The organism is Pseudoalteromonas sp. APC 3691 (genome assembly GCF_030408135.1).
Classification (GTDB): domain Bacteria; phylum Pseudomonadota; class Gammaproteobacteria; order Enterobacterales; family Alteromonadaceae; genus Pseudoalteromonas.
In genome coordinates this window covers 82,422-97,384 of sequence record NZ_JASDCB010000002.1, presented here as the reverse complement: position 1 = coordinate 97,384, position 14,963 = coordinate 82,422, and the positions used below count along the sequence as shown (strand labels likewise).

The 14,963-nt window shown below is 39.6% G+C and carries 13 protein-coding genes; 8 read left to right on the top strand and 5 right to left on the bottom strand.

The features are described 5' to 3' along the window. Positions 1–188: 188 nt before the first annotated feature. The gene (locus QL998_RS01285; protein ID WP_290191997.1) at positions 189–704 is read right to left on the bottom strand and encodes an NUDIX hydrolase; all 516 of its coding nucleotides are present in this window, start codon (positions 702–704) and stop codon (positions 189–191) included. 234 nt (positions 705–938) lie between these two features. Between QL998_RS01285 and QL998_RS01280 the strand changes: the two genes are divergently transcribed. The 6 genes from QL998_RS01280 (at position 939) to QL998_RS01255 (ending at position 7,371) form a co-directional block, all read left to right on the top strand. Further along, entirely contained in the window at positions 939–2,279 is a 1,341-nt protein-coding gene (locus QL998_RS01280) for a sigma-54 dependent transcriptional regulator (RefSeq protein WP_290191996.1), read from the top strand. A gap of 14 nt (positions 2,280–2,293) precedes the next feature. After that, the gene (locus tag QL998_RS01275; RefSeq protein WP_002958087.1) at positions 2,294–2,503 is read left to right on the top strand and encodes a histidine kinase dimerization/phospho-acceptor domain-containing protein; all 210 of its coding nucleotides are present in this window, start codon (positions 2,294–2,296) and stop codon (positions 2,501–2,503) included. 38 nt (positions 2,504–2,541) lie between these two features. Next, positions 2,542–4,026, top strand: a complete 1,485-nt coding sequence (locus tag QL998_RS01270) for a sensor histidine kinase (protein WP_024604346.1) — start codon at positions 2,542–2,544, stop codon at positions 4,024–4,026. Continuing rightward, a complete protein-coding gene (locus tag QL998_RS01265; RefSeq protein WP_002958089.1) occupies positions 4,027–4,488 on the top strand; it encodes a response regulator in 462 nt (153 codons plus the stop codon). A gap of 10 nt (positions 4,489–4,498) precedes the next feature. After that, the gene (locus QL998_RS01260; RefSeq protein WP_290191995.1) at positions 4,499–6,466 is read left to right on the top strand and encodes a response regulator; all 1,968 of its coding nucleotides are present in this window, start codon (positions 4,499–4,501) and stop codon (positions 6,464–6,466) included. Between the two features lie 284 nt (positions 6,467–6,750). Further along, on the top strand, positions 6,751–7,371 hold the full coding sequence (locus QL998_RS01255) for a fumarylacetoacetate hydrolase family protein (RefSeq protein WP_024598670.1): 621 nt from the start codon (positions 6,751–6,753) through the stop codon (positions 7,369–7,371). On the opposite strand, the gene QL998_RS01250 is transcribed toward QL998_RS01255, so the two are convergent. The 3 genes from QL998_RS01250 to QL998_RS01240 all read right to left on the bottom strand — a co-directional run bounded on the left by QL998_RS01250 (position 7,322) and on the right by QL998_RS01240 (position 9,858). Further along, positions 7,322–8,245 carry an ABC transporter substrate-binding protein gene (locus QL998_RS01250; RefSeq protein ID WP_290191994.1) on the bottom strand — a complete coding sequence of 308 codons (924 nt, stop codon included), beginning with the start codon at positions 8,243–8,245 and terminating at the stop codon, positions 7,322–7,324. The two genes, QL998_RS01255 and QL998_RS01250, sit on opposite strands and share 50 nt — an antisense overlap. Positions 8,246–8,361: 116 nt before the next feature. Then, on the bottom strand, positions 8,362–9,414 hold the full coding sequence (locus QL998_RS01245; RefSeq protein WP_024604348.1) for an aldo/keto reductase: 1,053 nt from the start codon (positions 9,412–9,414) through the stop codon (positions 8,362–8,364). Positions 9,415–9,423: 9 nt separating this feature from the next. Next, positions 9,424–9,858 carry a thioesterase family protein gene (locus QL998_RS01240; RefSeq protein ID WP_010553137.1) on the bottom strand — a complete coding sequence of 145 codons (435 nt, stop codon included), beginning with the start codon at positions 9,856–9,858 and terminating at the stop codon, positions 9,424–9,426. Positions 9,859–10,537: 679 nt separating this feature from the next. On the opposite strand from QL998_RS01240, the gene dinB reads away from it, so the two are divergent. After that, positions 10,538–11,590, top strand: coding sequence for a DNA polymerase IV (gene dinB / locus QL998_RS01235; RefSeq protein ID WP_033011491.1), 1,053 nt, complete (start codon positions 10,538–10,540; stop codon positions 11,588–11,590). Between the two features lie 129 nt (positions 11,591–11,719). After that, complete coding sequence (locus QL998_RS01230) at positions 11,720–13,240, top strand: leucyl aminopeptidase family protein (protein WP_290191993.1); 1,521 nt, start codon at positions 11,720–11,722, stop codon at positions 13,238–13,240. Between the two features lie 72 nt (positions 13,241–13,312). Here QL998_RS01230 and QL998_RS01225 read toward each other — a convergent pair whose 3' ends face one another. Beyond that, positions 13,313–14,950: a methyl-accepting chemotaxis protein gene (locus QL998_RS01225; RefSeq protein ID WP_290191992.1), complete on the bottom strand. Its 1,638-nt coding sequence runs from the start codon at positions 14,948–14,950 to the stop codon at positions 13,313–13,315. Positions 14,951–14,963 lie beyond the last annotated feature (13 nt).

Sequence of the window (14,963 nt, the reverse complement as noted above, 5' to 3'; positions counted from 1 at the left end):
AAGGGTGCAAAACAAAAGCCAAAATCAAAAAAGCAATGTTAATTAAATTTAAGTCATTGAAATATAGAGTTCATTTCTTGTTTTTATTCTGCTAATAACTTTTTACTACTGTAAATATATTATCCAAGGCAGTAAAAAGTTCTGATTTATGCAAAAGTTACAAGGGTGATTGCTCATGTTTATTTAACTTATAGAAGTTCTTTAGCAATACGTTTTAATAGGTAGGTTTCTCGTAAAATGGAGAGTCCTTGTTTTTCACTGTTAGCAAGTGTGCGCTCGTTATGTGCAATTGCGTCGTTAATGTTAACCCATTTAGCGGTCATGCCATTTTGCTGCTCGTAATGCTCTAACTGCGCTTTGCCAAACTCGTCGGCAATACTGCATACAAAGCAATACGATTTAATATGAATAATATCGAAATCATCTTTATACCAAGGGCGATACTCTTCATAGAGTCCAAAGGCTTTAACTACACTTATTTGTTGTGCACCAGTTTCTTCGCTTAGTTCGCGAATTAAGCCTTGCTCAATACTTTCGCCGTCATCTACTCCACCACCAGGTAAACTGTAGTCTTCATAGCGGTTTGTATACATTAAAAGTATTTTATTATTTTTAATAACAATGGCGCGAGCCGTTAAACGGGTAAATTGACTGCCTTGGTCAATATTAATACCTGAATGTATTAAGGTTTTTAATTGCTGCATTTCGTCTCCTTTTTTAGGTTTTTAATAATAATAGTTGCTACCATTCTATAAATAGAAACGATTTTAATTATTAATCATAATTTATGATCGATTTTTTTCAGCATACGTAAATATTAGGTTGGTAACATTAATAGCATTTAATCGCTTAAGTTTATTTTAAAAATTAGATTCTGGGCGCACCTTTAAATTAATATCTAGGATGCGTAGAATAAGAAAAAAGCATAGGGATTTATCATGTTAGACATACTTTTAGTAGATGACGACGTTGAATTTAGTGACGTTGTTTGCCACATAGTCGAATTCCTCGGCCACAATATAAGCACAGCTACCAGTTTAAAAGAAGCACATCAATGGTTTGAAAATAATGCCTTTGATCATGTGCTGCTTGATTTTATGCTGCCTGATGGTAGCGGTTTGCACTTACTTGATCACTTAAAAACGATTGGGCAATCTCCAAAAATTACACTTATTTCGGGCCATCCTTCAGTTAAAGGTATTTTAGCTGATATGTGTGAGCCAAATGTAGGGCATTTATTAAAACCATTACAACGTGAAGATTTAGAACTCGTTTTAAATGGCCCTAAAAAAGCAGTTAAAAAAGCAAAGTCGAGCGGTATTGTACGCCACTTTGGCGGTTTAATTGGTGAATCTGAGCCAATGCAAAAGCTTTACAACATGATTGAACGCGTAGCTAAAACAAATGCTAACGTGATGCTTATGGGTGAAAGTGGTGCAGGTAAAGAAGTAGTGGCTCAAGCTATTCATAACGCAAGCCAGTGCGAAGGGCCATTAGTTGCTAGCAACTGTGGCGCACTTTCAAAAGAGTTAATTGGTAGTGAGTTATTTGGCCACGAAAAAGGCGCATTTACAGGCGCAATTGCACGTAAAGAAGGTGTATTTGAGCAATCAAATAACGGTACTTTGTTTTTAGACGAAGTAACTGAAATGCCAATTGATATGCAGCCAAATTTACTGCGAGTGCTTGAAACTAAAAAGGTAACACGCGTAGGTGGTAACAGAGAAATACCAACCAATTGTCGCGTTATTTCGGCCACTAACCGCTCGCTTACCGATTTAGCGCAAAATAATATTATTCGTGAAGATATTTACTTTAGGTTGGCTGTTTTCCCTATTGATATACCGCCGCTACGCGACAGAAAAGAAGATATTCCTTTATTAGCGAAAGCATTTTTAGATCAACTTAATGATGAAAATGGCACTGCATTTAGTTGGACACCCGCACAGCTTAAAGAACTGCAAAGTTATGAATGGCCAGGTAATGTGCGCGAAATTCGCCACGCAATACACCGAGCATTCATTATGAGTGACCCGCAAACTAGCGATATTATTTTACCTGATAACTTAGAGTCGCCGTTTTCACGTGTTAATAACCAAACTGCAGATAAGCCAGTATCAGCAGGGCAAACTATTGAAGAAGTTGAAAAAGAGCTTATTCATGCAACGCTTGACAAGGTGCAAGGTAATAAAACGCTTGCTGCACAAATGCTGGGTATTAGTACTAAAACACTTTATAACCGCCTTAATGCATATGGCGGTATTGGCGAATACAAATAGATTTGAGGAAGGGCATGACATCCGATAACCAAACAGAGCAGCTAAACAAGTTAGTTCACGATGCAAGAGCGCCGCTTAATCGTATATCGATGAATGCAGAGCTTATTAAGTTGGTACTCGAAAACGATATGCCAAAAGATAAAGCGCTAGATGCACTTGATAAGATTATTAACAACTGTCAACAATGCAGTGAAAGTTTACAAAAAATAACTGACTCTCAATAAATATTAAGTGTTGTATAAACGCTAATTCGGGAAGCTAAATGAGCAAACAAGAACATCAAGGGAAAGCGAATATTACTTGGGCAGCTTTTATAGTTGTTGTGTTGAGTATTATTGTGGGTAACGCATTTTTAGCATTGAATACGATTCAAGGTTTAACACAAACCCAAAAAAGTTTAGACAACACTAATATGCTGACAACAGCAATTGAGCAACTACATTTGTCAATAGTGCAGGCTGAATCAGGCCAGCGTGGCTATTTATTAACAGAAGAGACTGACTATTTAACGCCTTACTACGATGCTATTGGACAAATTGAGGCGCAGACAGATCATGTTAAGTCGTTGCACTCTGAAATTGACGGTCAGGCTGAGCGTATTGCTCAGTTGCTTGTACTTGTCGATAGCAAAATTAAAGAGCTGAAGCAAACTGTAAACCTGGCACTTGATGATAGAGAAAGGCGTGCATTGTATGTGTTAAATACACATAAAGGCAGGGAGCTTTATAAGCAAATTAGAGAGTATGTTAATGAAATTCAAGACCGTGAATTACTCTTTAAAGTGAGCCATTTTTCAAAGTTAGCGCAAATTAAGAATGAAGCTAAAATCACGTTTGCTATTACAGCAGTCACAAGCATATTACTTATTATAGGTATGTTTGTAATGACGCGGCTTAATTTAAGAAATGCGGCACGGTATCGCTTTGAGCTTGAAAAACAAAACGAAACATTAGCAACTAAAGTGTCTGAGCGTACACAAGAGCTAACGTTGTATTCTGATGAACTGAGCCGAAGTAACCGAGAGCTTGAGGAGTTTGCTTTTGTTGCAAGTCATGATTTACAAGAGCCTCTTAGAAAAATTCAAGCCTTTAGTGACCGTCTCGAAACCATGTTTAAAGATGAGCTTGGTGAAAAAGGGATTGATTATATTGGACGCATGAAAAATGCGGCGCAACGCATGTCTAATTTAATAAACGACTTACTAGAGTTTTCACGTATTACCACCCGCGGTAAAGATTTTGATGATACAAATTTAAACGACGTTGTAACCGATATACTCAGTGATTTAGAAATTGCCATAGGCGAGTCTAATACACAAGTTGATGTAGAGGATTTACCAGTTATTCAGGCTGATAAGAGCCAAATGCAGCAGTTGTTTTTAAACTTGTTGTCGAATGCTGTTAAATTTAGACGCCCAGATGTAAGTCCACATATAAAAATCAGTTACCAGCATGAAGACATTTTTAGCGAGGATCATAATGCTAATTTAAGCTTTCAAGTTATTACTATAGAAGATAACGGTATTGGTTTTTCACAAGACTATGCCGATAAAATATTTGTACCGTTTCAACGTTTGCACGGTCGCTCACAATATAAAGGCACAGGTATTGGCCTTTCTGTATGTAGGCGTATTGTGGAGCGCCACGGCGGAACAATTACAGCCCAAAGTAAAGACGGTGAAGGTGCAACCTTCATTATAAAACTACCTGTGGAAGCTGAGCTTTTCACATTGCAAGGAGAGGCTTAAATGCCCTATTCAAAAGTAAAACCTATTACTATTTTAATGGCAGACGATGATGAAGATGATCGTTTGTTAACACAAGATGCCCTTGCCGAAAGCCGTGTACTTAACGAGCTTCATTTTGTAGAAGACGGCGTTGAGTTACTTGAATATTTAGAACGTAAAGGTAAGTTTGAAGATAAAACAGTGTCGCCGCGACCAGGATTAATATTACTTGATCTAAATATGCCAAGAATGGATGGCCGTGAAGCGCTTGAAGCTATAAAAGGGAACCCTAATTTAAAGGGAATTCCGGTCGTTATTTTAACTACATCTAAGCAAGAAGAAGATATGGTTAAAGGGTATAACTTAGGTGCTGCATCTTATATTACAAAACCAGTGACGTTTGATGGTTTGGTTGATTTGATGAAAACGCTAGGAAAATACTGGGTAGAGTTTGTAGAGCTACCGACAACATTTAACGATTAATGGAGATTGTATGTTAGATAAAGTGACTCAGTTGCTGCTTGTAGAAGACGATGAAGATGATTATATACTCACCTGCGACTATCTGGACCAATTGGATTCACACACGTTTAACATTCAATGGATAAGCTCCCCAGAGCAGGCAATTGCAACGCTTAGTAAAAATGAGCACGACATTTGCCTGCTTGATTACCGCTTGGGTGCATCTAATGGTTTAGATGTATTAAAAGAGGCCATTGCGAATGGCTTTAGCGGCCCAATTATTATGCTTACCGGGCAGTCAAACGATGAGTTAGACTCGGCAGCGCTTGACGCCGGTGCAGTAGATTACTTAATAAAAACAGAAATGAGTTCGAGCCGTTTTGCACGTGCTATTCGTTATGCACTTGCTCGTAAAGATGTTGAAGGCGAGCGAGTTGAACGTTTAAAAGCCGAAGCTGAAAATCGTTCAAAAGACCGCTTTTTAGCTCATTTGAGCCATGAATTAAGAACCCCTCTATCATCTATTTTAGGTTACACCGAATTATTAATGCAGAGCGATTTTAGTCAGCAAGCAGAAAATGAATTGGGTGTTATTTATCGAAATGGTAAACATTTATTGAGCTTGTTAAACGACGTGCTCGATTTATCTAAAATAGCGGCCGATAAACTCGAACTGACCTTAAGCGAAGTTAACCTTGATAGCATGCTTGCCGATGTATACACCTTAATGCGTGTATCGGTGCTTGATAAAGGCCTTACACTGCGTTTTGAATCTCAACAGCCATTGCCCTTAGTTGCACGACTGGATGCAACAAGAGTTCGCCAAATTTTAATAAACTTAATAAACAATGCGGTTAAATTTACCGATAAAGGCGAAATTGTTGTTAATGCGTGGACGCAGTGGGTTGATGATCGTGAAATGCTATTTTTTAGCATTAAAGATTCAGGCATGGGCATTGCCCCTGAAAAACAAGAACTAATATTTAAGCCATTTGAGCAGATAGCCGATGTGGAATCACGCTCTGTAGGTGGTGCAGGCCTTGGCTTGGCAATATGTGCTGAGTTGTTAGCGCGTATGCACGGTAATATTAGTTTGCACTCTGAAATTGGCAAGGGTGCTACATTTACGATTTCGGTGTATCCAGGTGATATTAGCGAAGTAGAACGACAAGTACTTAATTTTAGCAGCGTTCCACAACTACAAAGTAAATCGGCCCCATGCAAAGTGCATGGGCGAGTATTAGTAGTTGATGATTTACGTGATTTACGCATGTTAGTAGGGCATATGATCAGTACCTGTGGTGCGCGCGTAGATTACGCCGAACATGGGCAGCAAGCACTTGAAAAAGTGCGTATTGCAGATGCGTATAAAGCGCCTTACGATATTATTTTTATTGATATTCATATGCCTGTAATGGGCGGCAAGGAAGCTACCATAGAGCTTAGAAAAATGGGTTACAAAGGCCCAATAATCGCGCTCACTGCCGCTACTATGAAAGGCATACATGAGGAGCTTGCTGCACTTGGCTTTAACGATGTAATACCAAAGCCCGTTGATAGCGCTGCTTTATACCAGTGCCTGCAAGATTATTTAGTCGCGCCGGAGCATGCACCGCAAGCTAAAAATATACATTGTAGTAATGGCTTAACCGAGAAAAAACAACGTTTTTTACTAGTAGAAGACGATCACGATGCAGCGCAAATTACGCAGCTACTTTTAGAAAGTTTAGGTGTTGAGACGGTGATTGCGTCAAGTTGCGCGCAATGTTTACAAATACTTAATCACGACCAGCAATTTAATAAAGTATTGCTAGATATGCATTTACCCGATGGACGTGGCACTGATTTAGGCCAGCAAATTAATGAGCGATATCCAGAGCTTCGCTTGGTAATTGTAAGTGGTGCAGAGCCAGATCCTAGAGAAATAAAAGATTTAAATATAGACCGAGTTTTACTTAAACCTATTAATTTGAGCTTACTTGAAACGCTTATTAGCTAGGGCCTGTTTATCTTTCGAGGTTAAATTTGCAGCAGTATGTTTGGTATTTAGGCAAGGCAGAGCCTGTGTAGTGTGGTTATTCCCCATAAATAGGCGATAACGTAGCACAAATGCCAAACATGCGCTGCCCGAAGGGTTCTGCCCAGGGGCTATTTACTCTTTGTTGCTCGGTTTTTACTTAGCCCACTAGGTTACAAACCTCGCGCCGCGATTAAATAGCCTCTAGATTGAACGAATTTTAATCCTGAAAGGTCAACAGGTCCAATAACTGAGACATTATTTATATGCATTCAATAAAGTTAGTATCTGAAGAATTAATACCATCAAAAGTAGTGTGTGTTGGCCGTAACTATACCGCACATATTGCAGAGCTAAATAACGAAACGCCAGATCAAATGGTTTTATTTAACAAACCAAATAGCGCAATTACTAATACGTTACTTGCAGCTCATAACGGCGATACGCTGCATTATGAAACCGAGTTATGCTTTGTAATTAAAGATAAAAAATTTGTAGGTGTTGGGTTGGGCTTAGATTTAACTAAGCGCACAGTACAAAGTAAATTAAAAAATAAAGGGCTTCCATGGGAGCGTGCTAAAGCGTTTGATGGCTCTGTTATTTTAAGTGACTTTGTCGAACTAACTGATGCTATGAAACACTTTACGTTTGAACTTAAAATTAATAATGAAGTGATTCAGCGAGGTGATACTCATTTTATGCTACATAATCCTGACTCGATTTTACAAGAGATTAATGAATTTATGAGCCTCGAGGACGGTGATGTAGTAATGACAGGCACACCTTCGGGCGTAGGTGAGGTAACGGCTAAAAGTATTTTTGCTGTTGCACTTTATGCTAACGATCAGTGTTTACTTGAGCATCAGTGGAAAGTAAGTAAAAATTAATGACTTGCTGTTGGTAGTGTTTATCAAAGTCGGTAAAGGTAGTTTTAAGCCAAGTATGCTGACTTTGTTGGTACTCAGGTGATTGTAGTACGTTGTTTTTTAGCGCGCGGTTAATTTTTTTAAGCGCTTGCTGTGCAAAATTATTTTGGGCGTTAGCCGCACAACCTATTGCTCCTCTTATAAATTGAACATCATTTTCTTCTATTGGTACACTCTCTATATTCGTAAATTCGCCTTGCTTATTAAAGTAATCGGCCATAAACGGGTAATCAATTGAATAGTCTAAAAATCCGTGACTCAAACGCGCTATAACAGCCTGACTTTCGTTTTCACTGCTCCAACTTAACGATGACTCTTTATCTCGTTTTGTATTTTCGATAATAGTATTAATTTCAGTTGTAAATTTACGTGCAGCGGCTTGTCCATATACGTATTGAGGATCAGTTAATAAATTAATAAGATGAATAGGTGAACCGTGCTTTTTCTCTAATTGTGGCTTTAGCTCTTTTGTCGTGATAATTGAAAATGGAGGATATACCGTTGTTGGATTTGAGTAGTTAAGTAGTTGGTTATTATGTTTTTTATAAATAACACACGGGAAGCATACGTTTTTTCCTTCACTTAAATATTTATTTATACGCTGCTGAGGGACAATTAAGCGGGTATGTTTTACACCTGTTATTGTTCTAATGAGTTGCTCGGTTAGGTTGTCGCAAATACCGCCTTGTGGTGCACTTTCGCTTTTAGCTATATGAAAAGGGGGCGTGTAACTTTGCAGCCAAATAATTTCTTCTAGAGGCTGTAATTTTTGTTCAACAGCATGCGCGTTAAATACAATTAATAGACAAAATGCATAGTATCCGTTTCTCAGCATTGATAAGTGTTCGTTGAATTAAGAAAACTTAATTAAAGTATAGTGTTGGTTGTAGTAGGGTCAAATATTTTAGTTAAAAGCAGCCTTGTTCAAGGCTGCTTTTAACTGGTACATGCTTAATAAGGCATAGGATAGTTTTTAAATATAGTGTTAATCTCACTAAGAATTTCGTCGCTTAACGTGATGTTAAATGCATCAATATCTTCTTTTAATTGGGCTATGCTTGTTGCACCAATAATTGAAGAGGTTACGCCATCTACTTGGTTACACCATGCGAGTGCTAGTTGTGCTGGAGTAATATTGTTTGCATGAGCCAGCTCAACATACTGCTTAGTGGCTTGCTCTGCATTGGGTGTATCTCTAAAAATACCGTTGCGCTGCATGAAGGTCCAACGAGATCCTTCTGGGCGAGCACCGTTTAGGTATTTACCCGTTAATAAACCGGCTGCTAAGGGCGACCACGGTAAGTAGGCAATATCTTCGTGTACACATTGTTCTATTAAATACGGCCAGTCTTTAGCGTGCGCTAAACTAAACTCATTTTGAATAGATACCATACGCGGTAAGTTATGCTCTTTGGCCAAACTTAAAAACTGGCTTATACCCCATGGCGTATCGTCAGATAAACCGCAGTGCTTAATTTTACCTGCTTTAACACATTCATTAAGGCCCTCTAGAATATCAAGCATACTAGCTTGCTGCTCTTGTGTATTTACGTCGGTAAATTTAAGAGTGCCGGGCCATTGTCTGCCAAAGTGCGGGGTAGAGCGGTTTGGCCAATGCAGCTGATATAAATCAATGTAGTCGGTTTTAAGGCGCTTAAGTGAATCGTCTACGGCTTCTATTACCGTTTGGCGCGTAATATTGCCACCATCACGTACCCACGATAATCCATTGCCTGCAATTTTTGTAGCAAGTACCACATCGCTGCGCTTTTGCTGATTACGCGATAGCCAATCGCCAATAATTTCCTCAGTTTTTCCATATGTCTCTGGAGAGGGCGGTACTGCATACATTTCGGCTGTATCAATAAAGTTTACGCCTTGCTCTAGCGCGTAGGCTATTTGTTCATCAGCATCGCTTTGAGTATTTTGTTTACCCCAAGTCATACTGCCTAAACATACTCTTGAAACTTTAATACCACTGCTGCCAAGTGGGCTGTATTGCATGAGAATTCCTTATTGCTCGTCTTGAGAGTAGCTAACTAACGCCGATAAAAGAGGCTCTGCAATGAGGGCTTTTTGGCCTGTTTCAAAATCAAACATAACCACTTTTGAAGTGCCTGTTGTTGTTATAGCGTTTTGTGCGTGACTAAATACGGTGTAATTCATAACAAATCGGTCTGTTTTTATATCAGAAATAGTAACACCGACTGTAAGCGTATCTGGGAATGTAACTGGGCGTTTATAACGAATGTTATTTTCGCTTATTACCGGGCCCACGCCATTAGGGCTTATTGTATCGAACAGATTTATTTTATTTAAGAAGTCGATTCGGGCTATTTCAAAGTAACGTAAATACACTACATTATTTACGTGTTGTAGTGCATCCATATCAGCCCACGCTACGGTGATGTCAGTATGGATAGGGTGCTGATCTTTAAACGTTTGCATTATTTATTGGCCCTTAATTTTAAAGTACTTAGATTATCAACATGGGGTTACGAGCTCAAGGTAATTAATGGCAAGTTTTTTTATAAGATGATTGTACCTATTTAATTTTAGGTCTACAGTTAAATTGCACAGACAAACACAAAAACACACAGAGGTAGAAATATGCAGAACATAATTAACTGGTCCTTAGCTTGTTTGGTTTTTATAGCCTCTTTTACCTGTTACGCAATGGGTAACGAATCAGGCGCTATTATTTTGATGTTAGCGGGGTTTTTTTTCGAGGTTATGTTTTGGTTGCGCGGTTATAAAGAGCAAGAAGGTAATAAGCGCTTTTTTTAATCGCTAACTAGGGCCTGTTGACCTTTCAGGATTAAAATTTGTTCAATCTAGGGGCTATTTAATCGCGGCGCGAGGTTTGTGACCTAGTGGGCTAAGTAAAAACCGAGCAACAAAGAGTAAATTGCCCCTAGGCAGAACCCTTCGGGCAGCGTATGTTTGGCATTTGTGCTACGTTATCGCCTATTTATGGGGAATAACCACACTACATAGGCTCTGCCTTGCCTAAATACCAAACATACTGCTGCAAATTTAACCTCGAAAGATAAACAGGCCCTAGGCTTGCTTATCACATTTGATTCTATAATAATGACTGTATAAATAACCAGTTATTGTTGTGGTGATGAAGAAGTTTATTCACATAGACATGGATTGCTTTTATGCAGCAGTAGAAATGCGAGATAATCCAAAACTTGCATGTGTACCGCTTGCTATTGGAGGCAATAGCCGACGAGGCGTGCTCTCAACCGCTAACTATATAGCTAGAGAATATGGCGTGCGATCGGCTATGTCGAACTATCATGCTAAACAATTATGCCCCGATTTAGTTATTGTCCCTGGGCGCATGGCTGTATACAAAGAAGCTTCAAATCAAATACGTGAAGTATTTAGCCGCTACACAGATTTAGTTGAACCTCTTTCTTTAGACGAAGCCTACCTAGATGTAACAGACAGCACCGCTTGTAAAGGCAGTGCCACACTTATTGCACAGCAAATAAGAGCCGATATTTACAATGCCACCGGGCTCACTGCATCAGCAGGCATTGCACCGATTAAATTTATTGCCAAAATAGCCAGCGACGAAAAAAAACCGAATGGTCAATTTGTCGTTTTGCCTCATGAGATCGATGACTTTTTAGCGCAATTACCGCTGGGGAAAATCCCGGGGGTGGGTAAAGTAACGCTCGAAAAGCTAAATTTAAAAGGCTTATATACCGGCAAGGATGTACGCGAAAAAGGCGTTAACTGGATGCAGCAACATGTGGGTAACTTTGGTGTGTCGCTTTATCAAAAATGTGCAGGTGAATATGTTGGTAAAGTATCAACAGATCGCATCAGAAAGTCGCTGAGTGTTGAGCATACCTACGAATACAACAAAACAAGTTTGCAAGAGTGCTTAGATGAGCTGCCAAAATTGTTAGACGAATTAGTTTTAAGACTTAATAAACAGCAATTACAAAACCGTATTAATAAGCTGAGTGTTAAAGTGAAGTTTGCAAATTTTGTAGTGACCTCAGCCGATCAGGCATACCACGAGCTAAACACAGAAATATTTATTCAACTCCTTACTAAGGCCTATCAACGAGGGCTACAACAACCTGTAAGATTACTTGGCATAGGCGTTGGCATTAAAAGCGAGCCAGAGCAAAACTTTCAACTGAGTATTCTCGATTAAGCTGTAAAGCCTGTAACCCCAAGTTGCCATTTATTGGCAACTTGTATAATTAGCTGATCTCACCTTGCTGGTCTTCAATATTTAAATCGACGATAATAGGGGCTTATGTTTTCTAACAGGACTTTATTTATGGCATACCCTCAAGCGGTTAGTGCAAGCCTTGAATGCACATCTCATGATGCGCTTATTATTATTAGTGATGACTTTTCTCTATTACCAAATAACTCATTACGTAATGCTATTTTAGACCAAGCAAAAGTTGATTCTCGTATTGGTAAACAAGTTACTTTATTAGTGATTGAAAACAAACGCGTTGTACTTGCGCCAACGGGTCCGATAAATAGAGATTACGACGATGTACGCCGTTATTTTGATGCTGCTAAATTAGCAATTAACGAAGCAAAAGCGTCGGGTAGTGTTAACCCTGCATTATTTTTACCAAATTTAAATGGCGATAGCCGTTATCAGCATGCTTTAGAAGTTGCTTATTTAGGCGCTTGCCAAGCCTTATGGCAGCCATTAGAAGCGCGTGAATATCACGGTGAAAGTATTGAACCTATTACTCAAATTGGTTTAGTTGGCGCAAGCGAGCAAAAAATTAAAGCAGTTAATGCAATTGCTGCGGGCCAATATGCCGCGCGTGACTTATGTGGCACCGAACCTGAGCGTATGGCTCCACCACGTTTTGCTGATTACTGCGTTGATTTATTTAAAGGCTCAAACATTGCAGTTGACGTAATTGATGATATTGCAGCTATTGATAAAAACTACCCAATGCTAAGCACTGTTGCTCGTGCATCGTATGCAGTTGAGCGCCATCACCCACGTGTTGTTAAGCTTGAATATGTACCAGAGGGCGAAATTACTCGTACACTTATGTTTGTAGGTAAGGGTCTTGTATACGATACAGGCGGCGCCGATTTAAAAGTAGGTGGCCATATGGCAGGCATGAGCCGTGATAAAGGTGGCGCAGCTTCTGTTGCGGGCTTTATGAAAGCTGTTGCGGATTATCAGCCTAAAGGCGTTAAAGTAGTATCGTACTTGGCTGTTGTTCGTAACTCTATTGGCTCGGATTGTTTTGTGCCAGATGAAATTATTACTAGCCGCGAAGGTATCCGTGTACGCATTGGTAATACCGATGCAGAAGGGCGCTTAGCAATGGGCGACCTGCTTAGCGAAATGAAAGATTTAGCTAAAGGCGAAATAAACCCAACGTTGTTTACTGTTGCTACATTAACGGGTCACGCGGCACGTGCAATGGGTCCTTACGGTGCGTATGTTGAAAACGGTCCAGCTCGTAGCGCAGGTGTTTCACGTCAAATAGCTGACCTTGGAGATTTGTGGGCCGATGGCGCAGAAGTATCGCGTTCTCGCCGTGAAGATTACGACTTTATTAAACCACGCACGCTAGCTGACGATGTACTCTCTAGTAATAATGCGGCATCTGCAGTTACTGCTCGTGGACATCAGTTCCCTATGGCGTTTATGGCTATTGTTGGTGGGCTTGATAAGCACGGTAACGACTCTGCGCAACCTTTGCCTTATGTGCATATGGACATTGCAGGAAGCGGTGTTGAAGGCGGTGATTGGCAGCATGGCAAGCCAACGGCTGCATCAGTAACGAGCTTGTTTGCACGTTACTGTTTATAAGCTAAAAACTTACATGCAATAAAAAAGCCCTGTTAATTCAGGGCTTTTTGCATTTTATGAGAACGGTATCGATTAATCTAATTTAAAACGATTAACTACGCTCGAAAGCTCTTGGCTACTTTGTTTAAGATTATCACTGGCATCGGTAAGCTGTTTAGTATTATTTAATGATTGCTCAGTTGATTGAGATAGCTCATTAATACGCAAATTAACCTCGTCGGCAGCTTGAGTTTGCTGCTCTGTGGCGCGTGCGATTTGGCTGTTCATTTCGGTAATAATTGAAACAAGTCGTTCTATTTCATTAAGTGAAGTATTGGCTGATGACGCCTGATCTACGGTAGAAACTGAAAGTGCTTGGCTTGATTTAACTGCTTCTACTGCTGCTTTTGCACCTTCTTGAAGTTTAGTGATCATGGTTTGAATTTCGTCGGTACTTTGCCCTGTACGACTGGCCAGTGTTCTTACTTCATCTGCAACAACAGCAAATCCTCGGCCATGCTCTCCTGCGCGAGCAGCCTCAATGGCAGCATTTAATGCCAGTAAGTTTGTTTGCTCCGATATGCTTCTTATTACATCAAGTACAGAGCCTATATTATGGCTCTCGTTGGCTAAATCTTCTGTTACGCGGCTGACTGTTTCTATGTTGCTTGAGAGTGTTTCTATTGCTGTAATTGTTTGCGCAACTACATTTTTACCCGTTGATGCGTTTTGTGCTGCATCCTTAGCTGCTTGCTCTGCGGCTTCGGCGTTACGGCTTACATCATGTATTTGGTGAGTCATTTGCTCCATGGCAGCTGCAACTTGGGTTGAGCTGTCGTTTTGAAGCTCAATAAACGAGTGGCTTGTTCTACTTGAATCATCAACTGTATGCGCATGTTCGCTTACGTCGTTTGCACTTTGTGATACATGAACAAGAGACTCTCGCATTTTTAAAACAAATAAATTAAATGAGTGTGATAGTTCAGATATTTCATCGTTACCGGATTCATTTAATGTACGAGTTAAATCGCCTTCGCCTTGTGAAATGTCTTTCATCATATCGGCTGCTAAACGAGTAGGTATTAAAATGCTTTTGCCTATAAAGTAACTAAGTAAAATAACAGCAATAATCATAATTGTTGCACTGACGACTATAAGGTTTCGTTGCTCGCTAAATGCTTCGTCAATTGAATCAAGATAAACACCTGAGCCAATAATCCATTGCCATTGATTAAAACCTTTAACAAATGCGATTTTTTCAACCGGTTTTTCTTTACCTGGTTTTGGCCATTTATAAGGAATAAATCCCTCGCCAGAGCGTTTAACTATATTAACCATATCAACAAACAGTGCTTTGCCGTCAGGGTCTTTATTATTGGTTAAATCTTTTCCTTCAAGCGCAGGTTTTATAGGATGCATAACCATTTTTGGCTGGTAATTGTTAATCCAAAAGTAATTGGTTTTGTCGTAGCGCAGAGCTCTTATTGCATTAAGTGCTTGCGATTGAGCTTGTTGTTGAGTGAGAGTATTATTTTGCTCAAGGTCATAAAAGTGCTCGATTATACTGTACGCAGTTTCTACTACATTTTGTGTTTTAAGGTACTGCTCGTTTTTAAGAGAGCTATATTGGTGAGTTAAGCTGGCTATACTAAGCGCTATAAGCCCAAACACCACAATTGCTATAAGTAGCGAGAAACGTTGGAATATACTGAAACTACGTAGACTAGGCATACATTTATCCTCA

What these genes read in the sequence shown, in the direction of transcription:
- QL998_RS01285 (WP_290191997.1), bottom strand. Translation starts at nt 704, where the DNA reads ATGCAGCAATTAAAAACCTTAATACATTCAGGTATTAATATTGACCAA.
- QL998_RS01280 (WP_290191996.1), top strand. Translation starts at nt 939, where the DNA reads ATGTTAGACATACTTTTAGTAGATGACGACGTTGAATTTAGTGACGTT.
- QL998_RS01275 (WP_002958087.1), top strand. Translation starts at nt 2,294, where the DNA reads ATGACATCCGATAACCAAACAGAGCAGCTAAACAAGTTAGTTCACGAT.
- QL998_RS01270 (WP_024604346.1), top strand. Translation starts at nt 2,542, where the DNA reads ATGAGCAAACAAGAACATCAAGGGAAAGCGAATATTACTTGGGCAGCT.
- QL998_RS01265 (WP_002958089.1), top strand. Translation starts at nt 4,027, where the DNA reads ATGCCCTATTCAAAAGTAAAACCTATTACTATTTTAATGGCAGACGAT.
- QL998_RS01260 (WP_290191995.1), top strand. Translation starts at nt 4,499, where the DNA reads ATGTTAGATAAAGTGACTCAGTTGCTGCTTGTAGAAGACGATGAAGAT.
- QL998_RS01255 (WP_024598670.1), top strand. Translation starts at nt 6,751, where the DNA reads ATGCATTCAATAAAGTTAGTATCTGAAGAATTAATACCATCAAAAGTA.
- QL998_RS01250 (WP_290191994.1), bottom strand. Translation starts at nt 8,245, where the DNA reads ATGCTGAGAAACGGATACTATGCATTTTGTCTATTAATTGTATTTAAC.
- QL998_RS01245 (WP_024604348.1), bottom strand. Translation starts at nt 9,414, where the DNA reads ATGCAATACAGCCCACTTGGCAGCAGTGGTATTAAAGTTTCAAGAGTA.
- QL998_RS01240 (WP_010553137.1), bottom strand. Translation starts at nt 9,858, where the DNA reads ATGCAAACGTTTAAAGATCAGCACCCTATCCATACTGACATCACCGTA.
- dinB (WP_033011491.1), top strand. Translation starts at nt 10,538, where the DNA reads ATGAAGAAGTTTATTCACATAGACATGGATTGCTTTTATGCAGCAGTA.
- QL998_RS01230 (WP_290191993.1), top strand. Translation starts at nt 11,720, where the DNA reads ATGGCATACCCTCAAGCGGTTAGTGCAAGCCTTGAATGCACATCTCAT.
- QL998_RS01225 (WP_290191992.1), bottom strand. Translation starts at nt 14,950, where the DNA reads ATGCCTAGTCTACGTAGTTTCAGTATATTCCAACGTTTCTCGCTACTT.